Origin of the sequence: Streptomyces sp. NPDC058052, from assembly GCF_042885515.1 — a bacterium.
Lineage (GTDB): Bacteria > Actinomycetota > Actinomycetes > Streptomycetales > Streptomycetaceae > Streptomyces.
In genome coordinates this window covers 152,857-174,066 of the sequence record NZ_JBHVRX010000004.1, presented here as the reverse complement: position 1 = coordinate 174,066, position 21,210 = coordinate 152,857, and the positions used below count along the sequence as shown (strand labels likewise).

The following is a 21,210-nucleotide window of genomic DNA, read 5'->3' as shown; positions in this document are numbered from 1 at the left end:
CCGTATCGGCATGGAAGCGGCCTCCCACACAGTGACCAACCAGGCTCCGCCCCTGGTGGGGTACGACGTCTTCACGTCCGACCGTGCCCTGGCCGAGGCGGTCGGCCGCCACCTGCCCGCCGGCCTCCTCGACGGGGCCGCGGAGGAGCTGCGCGCGCTGGGCCGGGCCTCGGGTTCGGAGCAGGTGCGGGAGTGGGGGGAGCAGGCGAACGCCTTCCCGCCGCGGCTGCGGACGCACGACCGGTACGGGCACCGGATCGACGAGGTGGAGTTCCATCCGGCCTGGCACCGGCTGCTCGGCAAGGGCGTGGCGGCGGGGCTGACGGACGCGTGGGGGCGGCCGGGCGGGCACGTGCGGCGGGCGGCCGCCTTCCTGGTGGCCACGCAGGCGGAGGCCGGGCACGGCTGTCCGCTGTCGATGACCCACGCGGCGGTGCCGGCGCTGCGGGCCGAGCCGGAGCTGGCGGCGGTCTGGGAGCCGCCGGCGGTCTCCCGGGTGTACGAGCGGGAGCTGCGGCCGGCCGCCTCGAAGGCGGGGGTGCTGCTGGGGATGGGGATGACGGAGAAGCAGGGCGGGAGCGACGTACGGGCGAACACGACGTCCGCGCGGCCGCTGGCGGCCTCCGGCGAGTACGTGCTGACGGGGCACAAGTGGTTCTGTTCGGCGCCGATGTCGGACGCGTTCCTGGTGCTCGCGCAGGCGCCCGGCGGCCTGACGTGTTTCCTGGTGCCCCGGGTCCTGGACGACGGCTCGCGCAACGCGTTCGCGCTCCAGCGGCTCAAGGACAAGCTCGGGAACCGGTCGAACGCCTCGGCGGAGGTGGAGTTCGACGGGACGACGTGGGCGCGCCGGGTCGGCGAGGAGGGGCGCGGGCTGCGGACGGTCATGGGGATGGTGGCGGCGACCCGGCTGGACTGCGTGCTGGGGTCGGCGGCGCTGATGCGGCAGGCGGTGGCGCAGGCCGTGCACCACGCCTCGTACCGCTCGGCCTTCGGCGGTCTCCTCGCCGACAAGCCGCTGATGCGGAACGTGCTGGCGGACCTCGCCGTGGAGTCGGAGGCGGCGACCGTCCTCGGGATGCGGCTGGCGGCGGCGTACGACTCCGGTACGGAGCGGGACCTGGCGCTGCTGCGGATCGCGGTCCCGGCGGCCAAGTACTGGGTGACGAAGCGGTGCGTGCCGTTGGTGGCCGAGGCGCTGGAGTGCCTGGGCGGGAACGGGTACGTGGAGGAGTCCGGGCTGCCGAGGCTGCTGCGCGAGTCGCCGCTGAACTCGGTGTGGGAGGGCGCGGGGAACATCCAGGCGCTGGACGTGCTGCGGGCGCTGCGGACGGAGCCGGCGGCGCTGGACGCGTACCTGCGGGAGGTCGGGGAGGCGCGCGGCGCGGACCCGCGGCTCGACCGGGCGATCCGGGGCCTGCTCACGGAGCTGGCCGATCTGGAGGGCGTCGAGGCGCGGGCCCGGCGGCTCGCGGAGCGGATGGCCCTGGTCCTCCAGGGCGCGCTGCTGGTGCGCTGGGCGCCGCCGGAGGTCGCGGACGCGTTCTGCGCGGGGCGGCTGGGCGGCGACGCGGGCTCGGCCTTCGGCACCCTGCCGCACACCCTGGACCTGCGCGCGGTGGTGGAGCGGGCCCGGCCGGTGGTGTGAGGGCGGGGGGTCCCGCGGCGGGGGCGGCGCGTCAGGTGTGCGCCGCGCCGCGGGCGGATTCCCTGCGTCACGGCGGTGTTCGCCGCGGGCGCGGGCGGTGTTCGCCGCGGGCGGGCGGCGGGGGCACGTGGGTGCGGGAGGCTGTGCCGCGCGTACCAGGGGTGGACCCGGCGGCCCGCGGGGCGGGGCGCGGGGTCGGCACGCGCGGAAGGCGGGGGTGGTGCTGCGCCGACACGGCACCACCACCCGCCGTCACCACCCTCACGCACCGGGCCGGGGCGGGGCCAGAGTTGCAAAGGGTTGCAGGATTACCCGAACCGGGCTCCGTGGAGGGCTTCCGGACGGCACGATGGACCCGCGACACTGCGACCCACGGCCCGGGGCGACAATTCGGACGGGCCGGACGGCGCTCACGACACTCCGGTCATCCGCCCGGACACTGCAGAACCGATACAGCACACCGGGTGGCGGGGAGGGACCGATGAACAACACGCGGCTCGACATGAAGCGGCTGGCCACCATGGACGCCGTCCAGGCGGCCCGGCTGCTCCACCGCGTCCGTGAGGAGACGCTGGCCGGACGGACGCCCCCGATCGCGCCCCGCCCGGAGATCGACGCCTCCTGGCGGCGGATGGCCCGGCTCGGCCTCGACCCCGACCAGGGCACCAGCAGCGTGCTGCTGCGCCGCGACGAGCTGGAGCAGCGGCGGCGGAGCACCCTGCTGGCCGAGGTGATGCAGACCCTGAGCTCCGGCCTGGCCGGGATCGCCGACGCCTCGCTCCAGATCATGGTGGTCACCGACGAGCACGGCCGGGTGCTGTGGCGGGAGGGCCACCCCTCGGTGATGCGGCACGCGAACGGGATCTGCCTGGAGGAGGGGGCGGCCTGGACGGAGCACACCACCGGCACCAACGCGGTCGGCACCGCGCTCGCCACCCACCGGGCGGTGCAGGTCCACTCCGCCGAGCACTACGTGCACGCGCTGCACAACTGGACCTGCGCCGCCGCGCCCGTCCACGACCCGCGCGACCAGCGGCTGCTCGGCGTGCTGGACGTGAGCGGGCCGGCCTCCACCTTCCACCCCTCGATGCTGGCCCTGGTGGGCTCGGTCGCCCGGCTCGCCGAGGCCGAGATGCGCGAGCGGCACCGGGGCACGGTCGAGCGGCTGCGGGCGGTGGCCGCGCCGATCCTGTGCCGTGTGGGCGGCCGGGCCGTCGCGGTCGACGCCCACGGGTGGACGGCCGCGGTGACCGGGCTCGCCCCGATGGACCGGATCACGCTGCCGAAGTCGTTCGGCGCCGGCCGGGTGTGGCTGCCCTCGCTGGGCCTGTGCGCGGTGGAGCCGCTGCCCGGCGGCTGGCTGCTGCGGGTGGAGGAGGACACCGCGCCGGCCGGTGCGGAGTCGGGGGCGGCGAGCCGGGTGGTCCTCGACCTGCGCCGGCCGCGCCGCTGGACCGTGGCGGTCTCCGGAGCGGCCGGGAGCTGGCAGCAGGAGCTGAGCCCGCGCCACGCGGAACTCCTCTATCTCCTGGCGCTGCATCCGGACGGGCGGACGGCGGCCGATCTGGCGCAGGACGTGTTCGGGGACCGGACGAGGACGGTGACGGTCCGCGCCGAGATGTCCCGGGTACGCCGCACCCTGGCCGGCGTCCTGGCGCACCGCCCGTACCGCTTCCGTGAGGAGATCGCGGTGGAGGTACGGCGCCCGAAGAGCCCGGGCGACCTCCTCCCGCACTCGACGGCCCCGGCGATCCGCTCGGCCAGCCGGGTCTGACCGTCCGGGTCCGCGCGGGCCGATGCCCCGGGCGGCCGGCTCCGGGCGAACGGTTCCCGGGTCCGGAGCGGCCGGCTCCCGGGCGACCGGCTCCCGAGTCCGAGGCCCGACGGCCGGTTCCCGCACCCCCGGGTCCGGCCGCCCCCCCCCGCCTGTCCACATGCCGGACACCGCGTCCGCCCCGGCCCGGCGAGACGGGGCCCACCCCCGCCCGGCCTGGGAATCCGGCGCTCCGCATGATGCGATAAGAGCATGAGCATCACTCTCACCACCTGGTCCCTGGAACAGACCTCGCCCGACGACCTGCGTCCGGCGCGGGTCCCCGAGGGCGACGACATCGTCGTCCGCCGGGCCGAGGTCCCCTCCCCCGAGTTCAGCCGCTACCTCTACACCGCGGTCGGCGGCGACATCCACTGGGCCGACCGGCTCCCGCTCGACTACGCGCAGTGGAAGGAGATCGCGGAGAAGCCGGGCGCCGAGATCTGGGTGGCGTACGACCGGGGGACGCCGGCCGGGTACGTGGAGTTCGACCCGCAGGACGACGGGGTCGTCGAGATCATCTACTTCGGCCTGATCGCCGCCTTCCGGGGCCGCGGCATCGGCGGCCACCTGCTCTCCGAGGGCATCCGGCGCGCCTGGGACCTGGCCGAGCGCTGGCCGGACCGGGAGCCGACGAAGCGGGTGTGGCTGCACACCTGCTCGCTGGACGGGCCGCACGCCATGGCCAACTACGAGCGCCGCGGCTTCCGCCTCTTCGACACCAAGGTGGAGCAGGCCGAGGAGACCGTGACGCCCGGCCCGTGGCCCGGCGCGCACGCCTGAGTCTCCGACAGTTCGCCGCGAAAGGGGCCCTGATCAGGGCCCCTTTCGCGTGACCCAGACCACACCGTCTCGCACAGTGAGACGTTCATGTCCACATAACGGACGATGCTGGACTGGGTCCAAAGTCCCGTGACACGCTTCCGCCATGCCTGGAACTGGAACTGCCTTGGTGAGTCGGCGGCACGTCGACCTCGGCCGCATGTCCAGCGCCATCTGTCCGGCGCGCTGAGCACACCAGCACTGCCGCAATCCCTCTCTGCCCGACCCTGCTGCGCACCGCCGCGCCACTCTCTGTTCTGCGCGCGAGTGTGCAGGTCAGAGCCGCCCTCCCGCAGTCCCGAAGGACAAGACGCCATGGCCGCCACCCCGGAAAACCCCACCCCCGCCGCCGCCCGCCGCAAGACCGGGCGCCACCGTGGCGAGGGTCAGTGGGCCGTGGGGCACTTCACCCCGCTGAACGGCAATGAGCAGTTCAAGAAGGATGACGACGGTCTCAATGTGCGGACACGTATTGAGACGGTCTACTCGAAGCGCGGTTTCGACTCGATCGACCCCAACGACCTGCGCGGGCGCATGCGCTGGTGGGGCCTGTACACCCAGCGCAAGCAGGGCCTGGACGGCACCAAGACCGGTGTCCTGGAGCCGGAGGAGCTGGACGACGAGTACTTCATGCTCCGCGTCCGCATCGACGGCGGCCGGCTGACCACCCGGCAGCTGCGGGTGATCGGCGAGATCTCCGAGGAGTTCGCGCGCGGCACCGCCGACATCACGGACCGGCAGAACGTCCAGTACCACTGGATCCGCATCGAGGACGTCCCCGAGATCTGGAACCGCCTGGAGGCGGTCGGCCTCTCCACCACCGAGGCGTGCGGCGACACCCCGCGCGTCATCCTCGGCTCGCCGGTCGCCGGCATCGCCGAGGAGGAGATCATCGACGGCACCCCCGCCATCGACGAGATCCAGCGCCGGATCGTCGGCAACAAGGACTTCTCCAACCTGCCCCGCAAGTTCAAGTCCGCCGTCTCCGGTTCGCCGCTGCTCGACGTGGCGCACGAGATCAACGACATCTCCTTCGTCGGCGTCGTGCACCCCGAGCACGGTCCGGGCTTCGACGTCTGGGTCGGCGGCGGCCTCTCCACCAACCCCAAGCTCGGCGTCCGCCTGGGCACCTGGGTCTCCCTGGACGAGGTCCCCGACGTCTACGAGGGCGTCATCTCGATCTTCCGCGACTACGGCTACCGCCGGCTGCGCAACCGCGCCCGCCTGAAGTTCCTCGTCGCCGACTGGGGCGCGGAGAAGTTCCGCCAGGTCCTGGAGGACGAGTACCTGAAGCGGAAGCTCACCGACGGCCCCGCGCCCGAGCAGCCGGCCGGCCGCTGGCGCGACCACGTCGGCGTGCACAAGCAGAAGGACGGCAACTTCTACGTCGGCTTCGCCCCGCGCGTCGGCCGCGTGGACGGCCCCACCCTCACCAAGATCGCCGAGATCGCCGAGGCCCACGGCTCCGGCCGGGTCCGCACCACCGCCGAGCAGAAGATGCTCGTCCTCGACGTCGTCGAGTCGCAGGTCGAGTCGCTGGTCGCCGCCCTGGAGGCGCTGGACCTGCGGGTCACCCCGTCGCCCTTCCGGCGCGGCACGATGGCCTGCACTGGCATCGAGTTCTGCAAGCTCGCCATCGTCGAGACGAAGGGCCGCGGCTCCTCGCTCATCGACGAACTGGAGCGCCGCCTCCCGGAGTTCGACGAGCCGCTCACCATCAACATCAACGGCTGCCCGAACGCCTGCGCCCGCATCCAGGTCGCGGACATCGGTCTCAAGGGCCAGCTGGTCCTGGACGACGAGGGCAACCGCGTCGAGGGCTACCAGGTCCACCTGGGCGGCGCCCTCGGCCTGGAGGCCGGCTTCGGCCGCAAGGTCCGCGGCCTCAAGGTCACCTCGGCCGAGCTGCCCGACTACGTCGAGCGGATCCTCAGCCGCTACCAGGCCGAGCGCGAGGACGGCGAGCGCTTCGCCACCTGGGCGGCCAGGGCGTCCGAGGAGGCCCTCTCGTGAGCGAGCGCGCCGCCCCCTTCTTCTGCCCCTACTGCGGGGACGAGGACCTGCGTCCGAGCGAGCAGGGCCACGGCTCCTGGGAATGCGCAGCGTGCAGTCGAGCCTTCCAGCTGAAGTTCCTGGGGCTCCTCGCCCCCGGAACTTCCGGCAACTCCACTGGAGGGGAATCGATATGACGGCGACTCAGGTCACCGAGGCGACCACCGACGCCGAGCTGAAGGCGCTCGCCGAGCAGGCCGGGCGGGAGCTGGAGGACGCCTCCGCGCTGGAGGTCCTCCAGTGGGCCGCCGCCACCTTCGGCAACCGGTTCTGCGTCACCTCCTCCATGGAGGACGCGGTCGTCGCCCACCTCGCCTCCCGCGCCATGCCCGGCGTGGACGTCGTCTTCCTCGACACCGGCTACCACTTCGAGGAGACCATCGGCACCCGTGACGCCGTCGAGGCCGTCATGGACGTCAAGGTCATCACCCTGACCCCGCGCCAGACGGTGGCCGAGCAGGACGCCGAGCACGGGCCGAAGCTGCACGACCGCGACCCCGACCTGTGCTGCGCGCTGCGCAAGATCAAGCCGCTCCAGGAGGGGCTGACCGGGTACACCGCGTGGGCGACCGGACTGCGCCGCGACGAGTCCCCGACCCGGGCGAACACCCCGGTCGTCGGCTGGGACGAGAAGCGGCGCAAGGTGAAGGTCTCCCCCATCGCCCGCTGGACCCAGGACGACGTCGACGCCTACGTCACCGAGTACGGGGTCCTCACCAACCCGCTGCTCATGGACGGGTACGCCTCCGTCGGCTGCGCGCCCTGCACCCGCCGGGTCGAGGCCGGCGAGGACGCCCGGGCCGGCCGCTGGGCCGGCCGCGCCAAGACCGAATGCGGACTGCACGGCTGATGACCACCCCCGACACCCCCCTGGAGACCCACGTGACCGGTGCCACCGTCTGGCTCACCGGACTGCCGAGCGCCGGCAAGACCACGATCGCCTACGAGCTGGCCGGCCGGCTGCGCGAGGAGGGCCACCGCGTCGAGATCCTCGACGGCGACGAGATCCGCGAGTTCCTCTCCGCGGGCCTCGGCTTCTCCCGCGAGGACCGGTTCACCAACGTGCAGCGGATCGGCTTCGTCGCCGAGCTGCTCGCCTCGCACGGCGTGACCGCGCTGGTCCCGGTCATCGCCCCGTACGCCGACAGCCGCGAGGCGGTCCGCAAGCGGCACCAGGCCGAGGGCACCGCCTTCGTCGAGGTCCACGTGGCCACCCCGGTCGAGGTCTGCTCGGTCCGCGACGTCAAGGGGCTCTACGCCAAGCAGGCCGCGGGCGAGCTCTCCGGCCTGACCGGCGTCGACGACCCGTACGAGGCCCCCGAGGCCCCCGATCTGCGGATCGAGTCCCAGAACCAGACCGTGCAGGAGTCCGCGGCGCAGCTCCACGCGCTGCTCACCGAGAGGGGTCTGCTGTGAGCGACGTGCGCGCGGCCACCGGCCCGCAGACCACGACGAAAGCCGCACCGGTGCGCCGCGCGGGCGGAGAAGCTCACGAGGAGGCACGGTGAGCGACGTGCGCGCGGCCACCGGCCCGCAGACGACGACGAAAGCCGCACCGGTGCGCCGCGCGGGCGGAGAAGCTCACGAGGAGGCACGGTGAGCGACGTGCGCGCGGCCACCGGCCCGCAGACCACGACGAAAGCCGCACCGGTGCGCCGCGCGGGCGGAGAAGCTCACGAGGAGGCACTGTGACCACCGTCGCCCATGTCCACGAGACCGACAGCCCGTTCGCGCTGTCGCACCTCGACTCCCTGGAGTCCGAGGCCGTCCACATCTTCCGTGAGGTGGCGGGCGAGTTCGAGCGGCCGGTGATCCTCTTCTCCGGCGGCAAGGACTCCATCGTCATGCTGCACCTGGCGCTCAAGGCGTTCGCCCCCGCGCCGGTCCCCTTCACGCTGCTGCACGTCGACACGGGCCACAACTTCCCCGAGGTCATCGAGTACCGCGACCGCGTGGTCGCCGAGCACGGGCTGCGGCTGCACGTCGCCTCCGTGCAGGAGTACATCGACCGCGGCGCCCTCAAGGAGCGCCCGGACGGCACCCGCAACCCGCTCCAGACGGTGCCGCTGACCGAGGCCATCCAGCAGCACCGTTTCGACGCCGTGTTCGGCGGCGGCCGGCGCGACGAGGAGAAGGCCCGCGCCAAGGAGCGGGTGTTCTCCCTCCGCGACGAGTTCTCCCAGTGGGACCCGCGCCGCCAGCGCCCCGAGCTGTGGCAGCTGTACAACGGCCGGCACGCCCCCGGCGAGCACGTCCGGGTCTTCCCGCTCTCCAACTGGACCGAGCTGGACGTCTGGCAGTACATCCAGCGCGAGAAGATCGAGCTTCCCCAGATCTACTTCGCCCACGAGCGCGAGGTGTTCGCCCGCAGCGGCATGTGGCTCACCGCCGGCGCGTGGGGCGGCCCGAAGGAGACCGAGCGGGTCGAGACGCGGCTGATCCGCTACCGCACGGTCGGCGACATGTCCTGCACCGGCGCCGTCGACTCCGACGCCACCACGCTCGACGCCGTCATCGCCGAGATCGCCGCCTCCCGTCTCACCGAGCGGGGCGCCACCCGGGCCGACGACAAGCTGTCCGAGGCCGCGATGGAAGACCGCAAGCGCGAAGGGTACTTCTAACCATGAGCACGTCCATCGAGCAGCCGGCCGCCGAGCTGGCCGCCACCACCCTGCTGCGCTTCGCCACCGCCGGCTCCGTCGACGACGGCAAGTCCACCCTGGTGGGCCGGCTCCTGCACGACTCCAAGTCGGTCCTCGCCGACCAGCTGGAGGCCGTGGAGCACGCCTCGCGTTCGCGCGGCCAGGAGGCCCCCGACCTGGCGCTGCTCACGGACGGCCTGCGGGCCGAGCGGGAGCAGGGCATCACGATCGACGTGGCGTACCGCTACTTCGCGACCCCGCGCCGGCGGTTCATCCTCGCCGACACCCCGGGGCACGTGCAGTACACCCGGAACATGGTGACCGGCGCCTCCACGGCCGAGCTGGCCGTGGTCCTGGTCGACGCCCGCAACGGCGTCGTGGAGCAGACCCGCCGGCACGCCGCCGTCGCCGCGCTGCTCCGCGTCCCGCACGTGGTGCTGGCCGTGAACAAGATGGACCTCGTCGAGTACCGGGAGTCCGTCTTCGCCGCGATCGCCGAGGAGTTCACCACGTACGCCTCCGAGCTGGGCGTCCCGGAGATCACCGCGATCCCGATCTCGGCGCTCGCCGGCGACAACGTCGTGGAGCCGTCCGCGAACATGGACTGGTACGGCGGCCCGACCGTCCTGGAGCACCTGGAGACGGTCCCGGTCAGCCACGACCTGACGGCGTGCCACGCCCGCTTCCCGGTCCAGTACGTGATCCGTCCGCAGACCGCCGAGCACCCCGACTACCGCGGCTACGCGGGCCAGATCGCGGCCGGCGCCTTCCGGGTCGGCGAGCAGGTCACCGTGCTGCCGTCCGGGAGGACCTCGACGATCACCGCGATCGACGCGCTGGGCGAGCCGGTGGACATCGCCTGGGCCCCGCAGTCGGTCACGATCCGGCTCGCCGACGACATCGACATCTCGCGCGGCGACCTGCTCGCCCCGAGCGGCGACGCCCCGGCCACCAGCCAGGACGTCGAGGCGACCGTCTGCCACGTGGCGGACCAGCCGCTCACCGTCGGCCAGCGGGTGCTGCTCAAGCACACCACCCGCACGGTCAAGGCGATCGTCAAGGAGATCCCGTCCCGGCTCACCCTGGACGACCTCTCCCAGCACCCGGAGCCCGGGCAGCTCGTCGCCAACGACATCGGCCGGGTGAAGGTCCGCACGGCGGAGCCGCTCGCGCTCGACGCGTACGCGGACTCCCGCCGCACCGGTTCGTTCCTGCTGATCGACCCGGCCGACGGCACCACCCTCGCGGCGGGCATGGCGGGCGAGTCCTTCGCCACCGCCAAGGCCGCGCAGACCACCGACGACGAAGAGGGATGGGACTTCTGACGATGACTCAGGACTTCTACGGGACCTTCGCGAAGGAAGGCGGCCGGGTCGGCTCCGGCGCGCTCGGCGCGGGCAGAGGAGGTGTCGCGCGATGTGCGTGCTGACCTCGGTGCACCGCGTGAGCGGTGCGACACGGCTCCACCCGCTCCACCCCGAACGACACAGACACAGACTTCGAAGACGCTGAATCGAGGGGAACACCTCCCGTGCCTGCCACCACCCGTACCACCCTGCGCCGCAGCCTGGCCGCCACCGCCGCCCTGCCTCTGCTGATCGGCGCCCTCGCCTCGTGCGGCTACGGCTCCGACGCGAAGAAGGACACGTCCGCGGAGAAGGCCCCGATCGCGGCCGACGCGAAGAAGCTCTCCGCCCCCGAGGTCCGGGTCGGCTTCTTCCCCAACCTGACGCACGCCACCGCGCTGATCGGCGTCCAGGACGGCCACATCCAGAAGGAGCTGGGCGGCACGGTCCTCAAGCCCCAGACCTTCAACGCCGGCCCGTCCGAGATCGAGGCCCTCAACGGCGGCTCTCTCGACATCGGCTTCATCGGCCCCTCGCCGTCCATCAACGCCTACGTCAAGTCCAAGGGCAAGAACCTGCGGATCATCTCCGGCTCCGCCTCCGGCGGCGTGAAGCTGGTCGTGAACCCGGACAGGATCAAGACCCTGGACGACCTGAAGGGCAAGAAGATCGCCACCCCGCAGAAGGGGAACACGCAGGACGTCGCGCTCCTCAACTGGATCGCGGAGAAGGGCTGGACGGTCGACGCCGAGTCCGGCAAGGGTGACGTCTCCGTGGTGCGCACGGACAACAAGGTGACCCCGGACGCCTACAAGTCGGGCTCCATCGACGGTGCCTGGGTGCCGGAGCCGACGGCTTCCAAGCTGGTCTCCCAGGGCGCGTCGGTGCTCCTCGACGAGACCTCCCTGTGGCCCGACAAGAAGTTCGTGATCACGAACATCATCGTGTCGCAGAAGTTCCTCACGGAGCACCCGGACGTCGTCGAGGCCGTCCTGCGGGGCACGGTGAAGACCAACGCGTGGATCAACGCCAACCCGGACAAGGCCAAGGAGTCCGCCAACGCGGCGCTGAAGGCGGAGTCGGGCAAGGCCCTGGACGCCAAGGTCATCGACCCGGCGTGGCCGAGCATCGCGATCACGAACGACCCGCTGGCCGCGACGCTGAAGACGCAGTCCGAGTGGGCGGTCAAGGCGAAGCTCATCGACCAGCCCGACCTGGCCGGCATCTACGACCTGAAGCTCCTCAACAAGGTGCTGAAGGCCGAGGGCCAGGCCGAGGTCTCCGACGCCGGTCTCGGCGTCAAGTAAGCAGTCCGCAGCTGATACCCAGGAGGTGACGACCATGGCCACGACGCTCGCCAAGGCTGCCGAGGGCACCGTAGCGGAGCAGACGCACGCCGCCCGGATCGAGCACGTCTCGAAGTCCTTCTCCGGCCCGGCCGGTACCCAGCTCGTCCTGGACGACGTCAGTCTCGACGTCGCGCCCGGCGAGTTCGTCACCATCCTGGGGGCCTCGGGGTGTGGCAAGTCCACGCTGCTGAACCTGGTCGCCGGACTGGACCGGCCGACCCTGGGGTCCATCGCGACCCCGGGCGGCCGGCCGGCCCTGATGTTCCAGGAGCACGCCCTCTTCCCGTGGCTGACCGCGGGCAAGAACATCGAGCTCGCGCTGCGGCTGCGCGGGCTGCCGCGGGCCGAGCGCAGGCCGGAGGCCGAGCGGCTGCTCGAACTCGTCCGGCTCGGCGGCGCGTACGGCAAGCGGGTGCACGAGCTGTCCGGCGGCATGCGCCAGCGCGTGGCGCTCGCCCGGGCGCTCGCCCAGGACAGCCAGCTGCTGCTGATGGACGAGCCGTTCGCGGCGCTCGACGCCATCACCCGCGACGTGCTGCACGGCGAGCTCACCCGCATCTGGGAGGAGACGAACCTCTCCGTCCTCTTCGTCACGCACAACGTGCGCGAGGCCGTCCGCCTCGCCGAGCGCGTCGTCCTGCTCTCCTCCCGGCCCGGCCGGGTGGCCAAGGAGTGGACCGTGGACATCCCGCAGCCGCGCCGCATCGAGGACGCCGACGTGGCGGAGCTGTCCGTCGAGATCACTGAACACCTGCGTGGGGAGATCCGCCGCCATGGCCAGCACTGACACCGCCGCGAAGGTCAAGAACGACGACCTCGCCGGTCTGGAGGCCGGGCTCGACGCGCTGGACGCGGTCGAGGTCCGCCGCACGCCGGTCCGCGAGGTCCTCGTCAAGAAGGTCCTCCCGCCCACCCTCGCCGTCGCCCTCGTCCTGGTCGTCTGGCAGGTCCTGGTCTCCGCGAAGATCACCGAGGAGACCAAGCTCCCCGCGCCGTCCGCGGTGTGGGACGGCCTGTCCGACATGTGGCTCCAGGGCACCCTCCTGGAGGTCATCTGGACCAGCGTGTCCCGGGGCCTGGCCGGCTTCCTCCTCGCCCTCGCCATCGGCACCCCGCTGGGTCTGCTGGTGGCCCGGGTGAAGTTCGTCCGCGCCGCGATCGGCCCGATCCTGTCCGGTCTCCAGTCGCTGCCGTCGGTGGCGTGGGTGCCGCCGGCCGTGCTCTGGTTCGGCCTGAACGACGCCATGATGTACACGGTGATCCTGCTCGGCGCCGTGCCGTCCATCGCCAACGGCCTGGTCTCCGGCGTGGACCAGGTGCCGCCGCTCTTCCTGCGGGCCGGCCGCACCCTGGGCGCCACCGGCCTCAAGGGCACCTGGCACGTGGTCCTCCCGGCCGCGCTGCCCGGCTACCTGGCAGGGCTGAAGCAGGGCTGGGCCTTCTCCTGGCGCTCGCTGATGGCCGCGGAGATCATCGCCTCCTCCCCCGACCTGGGGCTCGGCCTGGGCCAGCTCCTGGAGAACGGCCGCAACAACATCGACCTGCCCGGCGTCTTCCTGGCGATCCTGCTGATCCTGATCGTCGGCATCGCCATCGACCTGCTGATCTTCAGCCCGCTGGAGCGCTGGGTGCTCCGCAGCCGCGGCCTGCTGGTGAAGTGAGCGACCCGCCATGAACCGCCCCGTTCTCCTCGTCATCGCCCACGGCAGCCGCGATCCGCGGCACGCGGCGACCGTCCAGGCGCTGGTGCGCCGGGCCGGCGCGCTGCGGCCGGGGCTGCGGGTCGAGACCGCGTTCCTGGACTTCACCCTGCCGTCGGTGGCGGGCGTCCTGGACCGGCTCGCCGCCGAGGGGGTACGGGACGTGGTGGCGCTGCCGCTGCTGCTGACCCGAGCCTTCCACGCCAAGGCCGACATCCCGGCCGTGCTGCGCGGGGCGCCGGCGGGGCTGCGGATCCGGCAGGCGGAGGTCCTCGGCCCGTCCCCGCTGCTGCTCGCGACGGTGGAACGGCGCCTGTACGAGGCCGGGCTCACGCCCGGCGACCGGAGCACCACCGGGGTCGTCCTGGCCTCGGCGGGCTCCACGGACCCGGAGGCGATCGCGGCGATCGCAGAAACGGCGCGGGAGCTGCGGCGCACCGGTTGGTGCTCCGTGCGGCCCGCGTTCGCCTCCGCATCTCTTCCCCGGACCGAGGACGCGGTACGGGCGCTGCGCGCCGAACCGGGCGTCCGCCGGGTGGCGGTGGCCCCGTACGTGATCGCGCCGGGCCGCCTGCCGGACCGGATCGCGGCCGGGGCCGCCGAGGCGGACGTGCTGGCCGGCGTCCTCGGCCCCTCCCCCGAACTGGCCCGGCTGCTCGTGGAGCGGTACGCGGAGGCGGCTGGCGCCCCGGAGCGGGTGGCGGCCGCGGCCGGCTAGGTCCCGCCCCGGGACCGGTCCGGTCGGCTAGGCGGTCATCTCCACCAGCTTGCGGACCGTGTTCCAGTTGCGGGCGGTGGCCACCACGCCCTTGTTCAGGGACGGGCGCAGCACGGCCTCGGCGAGCTTGGAGCGGCCGAGGCCGTCCGGCGTGTGGAGGTACATCACCCGGTCGCCGAGGGCGAACGCCTCGGGCAGAAGGGCCTCGGCGTCGATCGAGGCGAAGCGGTCCGGGGTGACCTGCTCGGAGTAGTACACGGCGTGCAGCTGCTTCCCCTCCAGTTCGCCGGCGGGGAAGGGGCACGCCTCGGCGACGGCCGCGAGGTAGGCGCCGTCGCGGACGAGGCAGTCGCAGCGGAAGCCGAACCGCTTCTCGACGGCCTCCTCGATCACGGTGGCGAGGGCGTCCTCGGAGGCGTCCCCCGCGGTGGTGAAGACCGCGTTCCCGCTCTGGAGATAGGTCCGCACGTCGCCGTGGCCGAGCTCTTCGAGGAGGGTGCGCAGCTCCGCCATGGGGAGCTTGCGCCGGCCGCTCACGTTGATCCCGCGGAGGAGGAGCGCGTACGTCGTCGTCATGCGGCCAGCGTAGAAGGCCACCGCGCCTCGTGGGGGGTGGCGCGGTGGCTGGTCCGAACCCTTCCCGATCGACGGCGGGCAGGGGAAGACCCGTCACTCATCTGTGACTTATTGAACAAGGTTTCGTAATGACGAGGGGTGCTGCCAGGGATGGGAGACTGCTCGCGCACACGTACCACCGGGTAGGGAGAGAGTGATGGACGAGGCGAGGGCCCGGGAGATCCTGGCCGCGGCGGGGCTGCCGGCCGGCGGGGCGCGGCTGCTCGCGCTGGGCGAGAACGCGGTCTTCGCCGTGGACGGCCTGGTGGTCAAGGTGGGCCGGTCCGCCGAGCTGTTCGAGCGGGCGGAGCGGGAGGTGGCGCTGGCCGGCTGGCTCGCCTCGGCCGGGGTGCCGGCGGTGCGGGCCGCGGAGCGGAAGCCGCGGCTGGTCGAGGGGCACCCCCTCACCTTCTGGCATCCGCTGCCGGAGGCCGTCCGGCCGGCCGAGCCGCGGGATCTGGCGCCGTTGCTCACGGCGGTGCACGCGCTGCCCGTGCCGACGGAGTTCACGCTGCCCCGGCGGGAACTCCTGGGCGGGGTGGAGCGCTGGCTGCGGCTCGCCGGCGAGGCGATCGACCCGGTGGACGCGGCCTTCCTGCGGGAGCGCCGGGACTCCTTCGCGCCGGCCGCGGCCGCGCTCACCCCGCACCTGGCCCCCGGCCCGATCCATGGCGACGCCCTGCCGCGCAACGTGCAGGTGGGTCCGGACGGGCCGGTCCTGATGGACCTGGAGACCTTCTCCTCCGACCTGCGCGAGCACGACCTGGTGGTGCTGGCGCTCTCCCGCGACCGGTACGGCCTGGACCCGGCGGCCTACGACGCCTTCACCGCCGCGTACGGCTGGGACGTGCGGGAGTGGGAGGGGTGCGCGGTGCTGCGCGGGGCGCGGGAGACCGCGAGCTGCGCCTGGGTGGCCCAGCACGCGCCGCACAACCCGAAGGCGCTGGCCGAGTTCGAGCGGCGGGTGGGCTCGCTGCGGGACGGCGATCCCGAGGTTCGCTGGTATCCGTTCTGACCGGCCTGACATCATGATCCCTGGCGAACCGACCGACAGAAACGGGGTGTTGTGATGCGGATCGAGTTGACCGAGGTGGCTCTGGACGTCGAGGTGAGCGGTGAGGGACCGGTGGTCCTGCTGCTCCACGGCTTTCCCGACAGCCATCTCCTCTGGCGCCATCAGGTCCCGGCGCTGAACGCGGCCGGCTTCCGGACGATCGCGCCGACCCTGCGGGGCTTCGGCGGTTCGGACCGTCCGGAGGGCGGCCCGGAGGCGTACCACCCGGCCAAGCACGTCGGGGACGTCATGGAGCTGCTGACCCGGCTGAAGGTGGGCCGCTTCCACGTGGTCGGCCACGACTGGGGTTCGGGCGTGGCGCAGGGGATCGCCTCGGTGGTGCCGCACCGGGTGCAGAGCCTGAGCCTGCTCTCGGTCGGTCACATCGGGGCGGTCCGGGACGCGGGCTGGGAGCAGAAGCAGCGCTCCTGGTACATGCTGCTCTTCCAGCTGGCCGGGCTCGCGGAGGACTGGCTGGCGCGGGACGACTTCGCCATGCTGCGGGAGATGCTGGCCGAGCACCCGGACGCGGAGTCCGTGATCGAGCCGCTGCGTGCCCCCGGGGCGCTGACGGCGGCGCTGAACATCTACCGGGCGGGCCTCCCGCCGGAGGCCCAGTTCGCTCCGCACGAGCCGGTGGCGCCGCTGCCGGAGAGGGTTCCGGTGCTGGGCGTCTGGTCGACCGGGGACCGGTTCCTCACCGAGTACTCGATGGAGCGGACGGGCGACCACGTCGCCGGCCCCTGGCGGTACGAGCGGGTGGAGGAGGCGGGGCACTGGCTGCAGCTGGACCGGCCGGAGACCGTGAACGACCTGCTGCTCTCCTTCCTCAAGGAGAACGCCTGACCGGCGCCTCCGTCAGGAGGTGACGGCGGCGGGCTCGCCGCGCAGCGGCCACACCGGGTCGACGACGGCGTCCGGGTCGCCCTTGCGGCGCAGGAAGTCCTGGAAGTTCTCGGCCCAGGCGCGGTACCAGCCGATCTGCCGCTCGTGCAGTGCGGCCGGGTCGAGGGCGGCGACCTGCGGGTGCCGCTCGGCTATCGCGAGGGCGACCCGGACGGCGGCGAGGGCGTCGGCGGACGCCTGGTGGGCGCGGGTGAGCTCGACGCCGTACTCGCCGCAGACCGCTTCCAGGGTGCGCTTGCCGCGCCGGTAGCGGTCGACGGCCCGGTCGATGGTGTACGGGTCGAGGACGGGGCCGATGCCGGCGCCGCCCATCCGCTCGGCGAGCGAGGGCAGTCCGTGCCGGCGCAGCTCGGCGGAGAGCAGGGTGAGGTCGAAGGAGGCGTTGTAGGCGACGACGGGGACGCCCTGGGACCAGTAGCCGGCCAGGGTCTCGGCGACCTCGTCGGCGACCTCGCGGACCGGGCGGCCCTCGGCGGCGGCGCGCTCGCTGCTGATGCCGTGGATGGCCGACGCCTGCTCGGGGATGCGGACACCGGGGTCGGCGAGCCAGTCCCGCTGGCGGACCACCGCTCCGCGGTGGACGCCGATCACCGACGCGGTGACGATGCGGGACTCCAGCGGATCGGTGCCGGTCGTCTCCAGGTCGAAGCCGACCAGTGGTTCCCCATGCCAGGCCATCGGGTCCTCCTTACGTGATCTCCCCCGTGGTGCTCACACCCTCGCACGCGCCTCTGACAACGCGGTCGCGGGGTTCAGGAGACGGGCCGGGAGTCGAGCCAGACGGACTCGAACTCCTCCCGGTAGGTCTCGAAGAGGCCGTGGTCCGCGTCACGTCCGGGGGCGTCGTGCCGGACGACCGTCCGGCCGCCGCCGCGCAGCACGAGGACGGGCGCCTCCATGCCGCGGGCCCTGCGGAGGTAGGACTGGACGACGCCGACGCCGTCGGGGCCGTCGCCGTCGACGAGGTAGGCGGTGAAGCGGGGGGTCTCGTCGAAGACGTGGATCTGGAAGGCGTCGGGGTCGCGGAGCTTGGAGCGGACCCGGCGCATGTGCAGGATGTTCATCTCGACGGACCGGCTCAGCTCGCCCTTGCGGATGCCGAGCTCGCGCTCGCGGCGCTTGACGGCGCTGCTGGCGGGGTTGAGGAAGAGGAGCCGTATCCGGCAGCCGGACTCGGCGAGGCGGACCATGCGGCGGCCGGAGAAGTTCTGCACGAGCAGGTTCAGGCCTATGCCGGTGGCGTCGAGGCGGCGCGCGCCGCCGAAGAGGTCCTCGGCGGGCAGCTGGCGCTGGAGCCGGACGCGGTCGGGGTGGACGGAGACGACGTCGGCGTACCGGTCGCCGACGAGGTCCTCGACGGCGTCGACGGGCAGCCGGTCGGCGGAGGGGACGCCGGCGCCGCTGCCGAGGATCTCCAGGAGGCGGGAGGAGGCCCGTTCGGCCTGGGCGAGGACGGTGGGCGAGAGGGCCCGGTTGCGGGAGACGACGTTGCGGGTGACCTCCAGCTCGTCGAGGGCGAGCTCGACCTCGCGCCGGTCGTCGAAGTAGGGCTCGAAGCAGGGCCAGTGCTGGACCATCAGCTCGCGGAGCTGGGGCAGGGTGAGGAAGGAGAGGACGTTGTCGTCGGCGGGGTCGAGGAGGTAGCCCTTGCGACGGGAGACCTCGCGGACGGCGACGGCCCGGCGGACCCATTCCTGGCCGGCCGGGCCGGCGGCGGCGACGACCCATTCGTCGCCGTGGACGGGCTCGTAGACGGGCCTGAGGACGGCGGCGACGACGGCCCGCATCCGCTGTTCGACGAGGTTGAGCCAGATGTAGGCGCGGCCGGCGCGCTGGGCGCGGGTGCGGACCTCGCTCCACGCCTCCGCGCCCCAGTCGAGTTCGGCGCCGATCTCCACCGGGCGCACCACGGGGAGCGTGCCGGGGGTGACGGTCCCGGGGGGCAGGACCGCTCCGGGCGGCGGCGCCTCCCCGGGGTCGGCCGGTCCCCCCTCGTGACCCGCGTCACCTGGGGGCAGCTCACGACCTCCCGAGCTCACCCGCGCACCGCCTTCTGCTCTGGACGCCCGTCCCGATTCTTCCGACAAGATCAAGGAAGGGTACTCCGCGAGCGGGAGGCGGTGCAGCAGGATCCGTCGGCCGCTTGCTCAACTCTGCGTGGGAGGCTGTCCGTTCTGGGAGGCGAGATCGGGCGGAGTGAGGGGATTCATAGCGGTTACGTCCCTGGGCGCGAGCTGGAAGCCCTGCCAGTGGACGGGCATGGGCTGCTGGTCCTCGTCCCGGGCGACGTGGTGGAACCCGATGTTGACCCACACGGTCGGTTTGGCCAGAGTCTCCCCGTTGACCCATTTGTCCACGCTGTCGCCTGCGCCGGGCGCGCAGCTGCCGATGTTGTTGCTGGCGTACTGCTCGCAGGCGCGGGACTGGGTGAAGTAGACGTCGTGCTTGGTGAAGCCGCGGCCGGCGTGGGTGTCGGTGTGGCCGGGGACGATCTCGTAGCTGCGGGCGTGGCCGTCGGCGTTCTTGCCGGTGCCGCTGACCACCCGCCACCAGCGCATGTTCTTCGCGTCGCCGGCGAGCTCCTTGGTGACGGCGGTCCGCTTCGTCTTCACGGTGGGGCTGCCGTCGCCGGTGGGCGGGGTGACGGTGGAGTCGTACTGCTCGATGCGGTCCCTGCCGCCGTCGAGGCCGAAGTCGAGCTTCCAGAAGACGTTGTGGGCGTGGCTCGTGGCGTAGCCGCGGGCGCCCTTGCCGATGGGCCAGCCGCGTCCGTCGGTGGCGTTGTAGTCGACGGGCGAGAGGCTGCCGGTGGCGCCCACGTTGGCGCCGATGGTGCCGTCGGAGGAGAAGCGCCATTCGGAGATGTACTCGTACCAGCCGACCTTGTTCACGGTGTAGACGAGCAGGTCCTTGGCCTGGGCCTGATAGACGCCGGCGCCGGAGTCGCTCGCCATGCGGTAGGCGTGGCCGCGGGCCCGGGTGGTGGCGCACAGGCCCTTGACGGTGCCGACCTCGGGCACCTTGACGGTGGAGAGGGTGCCGCCGGGGCACTCGGCGGGCTTGAGGTCCTGGAGGCCCCAGCCGAAGCCGGCGCCGGTGAGGTCGTCGTACTCGGCGCCGCCGTCGTCGTACGGCACGTGGATCTGGGCGAGCCGGGCGGTGGACAGGACGCGGACGGGTGCGCCGCCGGGCGGCCGGTAGGTGACCCCGTCGAGGATCAGGCCGGCGTCGGTGCTGTAGCGCCAGCACATCTCCCAGGTGGCGCCGCCGTCGAGCTTCTTGGTGATGCGGTACGCGGCCGAGCACACCGGCGGGGGCGTGGCGGGCGGGCGGGGCGCGGCGGTGGTGCCGGGTCCCGGCGGGTTCGGGTAGGCGGGCGCCCCGGAGGCGGGGGCAGCGGCGGCGGTGGCGGTGCCGAGGAAGGCGGTGGCCGCGAAGGCGGCGAGGATCCCCCTGGTGCGCCGGTGGTGCCGGTCGGTCATGCGGGCGTGCTCCTTCGTGCGGGCCCCCGGACGGCCGGGGGCGGGAAGGGGAACGGCGGGCGGCGGTGGTCAGCCGACGCGGACGACGTTCCTCGCGGAGAGGTCGACGATCAGGTTCCTGGTGTCGATCCAGGCGCCGTTGCGGACCTTGGTGACGAGCCGGACGCAGCGGTGCTCGCCGCAGCGGGAGAGCGCCTCGGGGACGTTCCTCTCGCGGTAGGTCCGGTAGATGTCGCCGTTGAACCAGAGCTGGTCGGCGCTCCGCAGTTCCTTGCCGGTGGCGTCCCGGTAGTCCTCCTTCACCCCCTGGCCGAGGGGGCTCGCGAGGATGAGGCCGAGGGCGGCGCGGAGTTCCTCGGGGTGTGCGGAGGGCTGGATCCCGCGCCGGGTGCCGGTGGCCTCGACCTTGCCGGTGGCCAGGTCGACGGTGCGGGTGACGAGTTCGTCGCGGGCGTAGTCGTAGAAGCGGACCTGGGCGCGGCGGGCGCCCTCCCGGCCGGGGACGGGGTCGGCGAGTTCGGTGCCGAGGTGCTGCGGTCGGCCGCGGCCGCCGTCGACGTCCTGCCGGGCCGCGGTGTCGGCCGGGGCGAGGGCGAGGCTCCGGGCCCGGTCCAGTTCGGCGTCGGTGAGCGGGTCGGTTCCGGTGCCCTTCGGGCCCTCGGCGGCGGCCGGGGCGACGGTGGCGGGGGCGAGCGCGGCGGCCCCCCGGCCGCCCGTTCCCTCCGCGCCCGGGGCGCCCCCGGTGGCCCGCGGGGCGTCCGTGCCGCCGGCGGTGGCGGCCGCGCCGGGCGTCCCGCCGGGGGCCGCGGCGCGGCCGGCGGGAGTGTCCTCCGCTCCGGCGGTGCCCGGCAGGCTGATCGCGACCGCGGCGGCGGTCCCCGTCACCGCCATCGCCGCTCCCGCTACCACCTTCCCCAGGTGGCGGCGCACTATTTCGTACACGTTTCCCCCTCAATCCCCCGCTTGGCCTGCGGACACCCAGGAGGACGGGGCGAGTTCCCCGGAGGTTGCTCATCTTTCGGGCAGGATCTGGCCGAAGAGCACGCATGAACCCGGACAGAAG

Annotated in this window: 21 protein-coding genes; 16 read left to right on the top strand and 5 right to left on the bottom strand. The window is 73.1% G+C overall.

Features of this window, described 5'->3' with window-relative positions; translation table 11 throughout:
* Positions 1-10 precede the first annotated feature (10 nt).
* The 14 genes from ACFVU3_RS07515 (at position 11) to ACFVU3_RS07450 (ending at position 14,090) form a co-directional block, all read left to right on the top strand.
* The gene (locus ACFVU3_RS07515; protein ID WP_390064532.1) at positions 11-1,648 is read left to right on the top strand and encodes an acyl-CoA dehydrogenase family protein; all 1,638 of its coding nucleotides are present in this window, start codon (positions 11-13) and stop codon (positions 1,646-1,648) included.
* A gap of 481 nt (positions 1,649-2,129) precedes the next feature.
* Positions 2,130-3,422, top strand: coding sequence for a GAF domain-containing protein (locus tag ACFVU3_RS07510; protein ID WP_390064530.1), 1,293 nt, complete (start codon positions 2,130-2,132; stop codon positions 3,420-3,422).
* Between the two features lie 252 nt (positions 3,423-3,674).
* Positions 3,675-4,244: a GNAT family N-acetyltransferase gene (locus ACFVU3_RS07505; protein WP_390064529.1), complete on the top strand. Its 570-nt coding sequence runs from the start codon at positions 3,675-3,677 to the stop codon at positions 4,242-4,244.
* A 145-nt stretch (positions 4,245-4,389) separates the two neighbouring features.
* Positions 4,390-4,473 (top strand): putative leader peptide, encoded by an 84-nt coding sequence (locus ACFVU3_RS07500; RefSeq protein WP_311136957.1) that lies wholly within the window; start codon positions 4,390-4,392, stop codon positions 4,471-4,473.
* A gap of 125 nt (positions 4,474-4,598) precedes the next feature.
* Positions 4,599-6,296, top strand: coding sequence for a nitrite/sulfite reductase (locus ACFVU3_RS07495; RefSeq protein ID WP_390064527.1), 1,698 nt, complete (start codon positions 4,599-4,601; stop codon positions 6,294-6,296).
* A complete protein-coding gene (locus ACFVU3_RS07490) occupies positions 6,293-6,472 on the top strand; it encodes a hypothetical protein (protein WP_390064526.1) in 180 nt (59 codons plus the stop codon). Before ACFVU3_RS07495 ends, ACFVU3_RS07490 begins: the two co-directional genes overlap by 4 nt.
* Positions 6,469-7,185, top strand: coding sequence for a phosphoadenylyl-sulfate reductase (locus tag ACFVU3_RS07485; RefSeq protein ID WP_390064524.1), 717 nt, complete (start codon positions 6,469-6,471; stop codon positions 7,183-7,185). Before ACFVU3_RS07490 ends, ACFVU3_RS07485 begins: the two co-directional genes overlap by 4 nt.
* Positions 7,185-7,751 (top strand): adenylyl-sulfate kinase, encoded by a 567-nt coding sequence (cysC, locus tag ACFVU3_RS07480; RefSeq protein ID WP_390064523.1) that lies wholly within the window; start codon positions 7,185-7,187, stop codon positions 7,749-7,751. Before ACFVU3_RS07485 ends, cysC begins: the two co-directional genes overlap by 1 nt.
* A 272-nt stretch (positions 7,752-8,023) precedes the next feature.
* Complete coding sequence (gene cysD / locus ACFVU3_RS07475) at positions 8,024-8,956, top strand: sulfate adenylyltransferase subunit CysD (protein ID WP_390064522.1); 933 nt, start codon at positions 8,024-8,026, stop codon at positions 8,954-8,956.
* Positions 8,957-8,958: 2 nt separating this feature from the next.
* Positions 8,959-10,302, top strand: coding sequence for a sulfate adenylyltransferase subunit 1 (locus ACFVU3_RS07470; protein WP_390064520.1), 1,344 nt, complete (start codon positions 8,959-8,961; stop codon positions 10,300-10,302).
* A gap of 206 nt (positions 10,303-10,508) precedes the next feature.
* Positions 10,509-11,630: an aliphatic sulfonate ABC transporter substrate-binding protein gene (locus ACFVU3_RS07465; protein WP_390064519.1), complete on the top strand. Its 1,122-nt coding sequence runs from the start codon at positions 10,509-10,511 to the stop codon at positions 11,628-11,630.
* A 34-nt stretch (positions 11,631-11,664) separates the two neighbouring features.
* Positions 11,665-12,459, top strand: a complete 795-nt coding sequence (locus tag ACFVU3_RS07460) for an ABC transporter ATP-binding protein (RefSeq protein ID WP_390064518.1) — start codon at positions 11,665-11,667, stop codon at positions 12,457-12,459.
* Positions 12,446-13,333 (top strand): ABC transporter permease, encoded by an 888-nt coding sequence (locus tag ACFVU3_RS07455; protein WP_390064517.1) that lies wholly within the window; start codon positions 12,446-12,448, stop codon positions 13,331-13,333. Before ACFVU3_RS07460 ends, ACFVU3_RS07455 begins: the two co-directional genes overlap by 14 nt.
* A gap of 10 nt (positions 13,334-13,343) precedes the next feature.
* Positions 13,344-14,090, top strand: coding sequence for a sirohydrochlorin chelatase (locus ACFVU3_RS07450; RefSeq protein WP_390064515.1), 747 nt, complete (start codon positions 13,344-13,346; stop codon positions 14,088-14,090).
* A gap of 27 nt (positions 14,091-14,117) precedes the next feature.
* On the opposite strand, the gene ACFVU3_RS07445 is transcribed toward ACFVU3_RS07450, so the two are convergent.
* A complete protein-coding gene (locus tag ACFVU3_RS07445; protein WP_390064514.1) occupies positions 14,118-14,666 on the bottom strand; it encodes a DUF1697 domain-containing protein in 549 nt (182 codons plus the stop codon).
* Between the two features lie 196 nt (positions 14,667-14,862).
* Here ACFVU3_RS07445 and ACFVU3_RS07440 point away from each other — a divergent pair, with 196 nt between their 5' ends.
* Together ACFVU3_RS07440 and ACFVU3_RS07435 are read left to right on the top strand one after the other, a co-directional pair.
* The gene (locus ACFVU3_RS07440) at positions 14,863-15,720 is read left to right on the top strand and encodes an aminoglycoside phosphotransferase family protein (RefSeq protein WP_390064512.1); all 858 of its coding nucleotides are present in this window, start codon (positions 14,863-14,865) and stop codon (positions 15,718-15,720) included.
* A 54-nt stretch (positions 15,721-15,774) separates the two neighbouring features.
* The gene (locus ACFVU3_RS07435; protein ID WP_390064510.1) at positions 15,775-16,605 is read left to right on the top strand and encodes an alpha/beta fold hydrolase; all 831 of its coding nucleotides are present in this window, start codon (positions 15,775-15,777) and stop codon (positions 16,603-16,605) included.
* Positions 16,606-16,617: 12 nt separating this feature from the next.
* Here the strand turns inward: ACFVU3_RS07435 and ACFVU3_RS07430 are convergent, their stop codons facing one another.
* The 4 genes from ACFVU3_RS07430 to ACFVU3_RS07415 form a co-directional block, all read right to left on the bottom strand.
* Positions 16,618-17,343 (bottom strand): 3'-5' exonuclease, encoded by a 726-nt coding sequence (locus ACFVU3_RS07430; protein WP_390064508.1) that lies wholly within the window; start codon positions 17,341-17,343, stop codon positions 16,618-16,620.
* A gap of 74 nt (positions 17,344-17,417) precedes the next feature.
* A complete protein-coding gene (locus ACFVU3_RS07425; RefSeq protein WP_390064507.1) occupies positions 17,418-18,704 on the bottom strand; it encodes an SAV2148 family HEPN domain-containing protein in 1,287 nt (428 codons plus the stop codon).
* 108 nt (positions 18,705-18,812) lie between these two features.
* A complete protein-coding gene (locus tag ACFVU3_RS07420; protein WP_390064505.1) occupies positions 18,813-20,147 on the bottom strand; it encodes a copper amine oxidase in 1,335 nt (444 codons plus the stop codon).
* Between the two features lie 69 nt (positions 20,148-20,216).
* On the bottom strand, positions 20,217-21,038 hold the full coding sequence (locus ACFVU3_RS07415; protein ID WP_390064504.1) for a Tat pathway signal sequence domain protein: 822 nt from the start codon (positions 21,036-21,038) through the stop codon (positions 20,217-20,219).
* Positions 21,039-21,210: the final 172 nt, after the last annotated feature.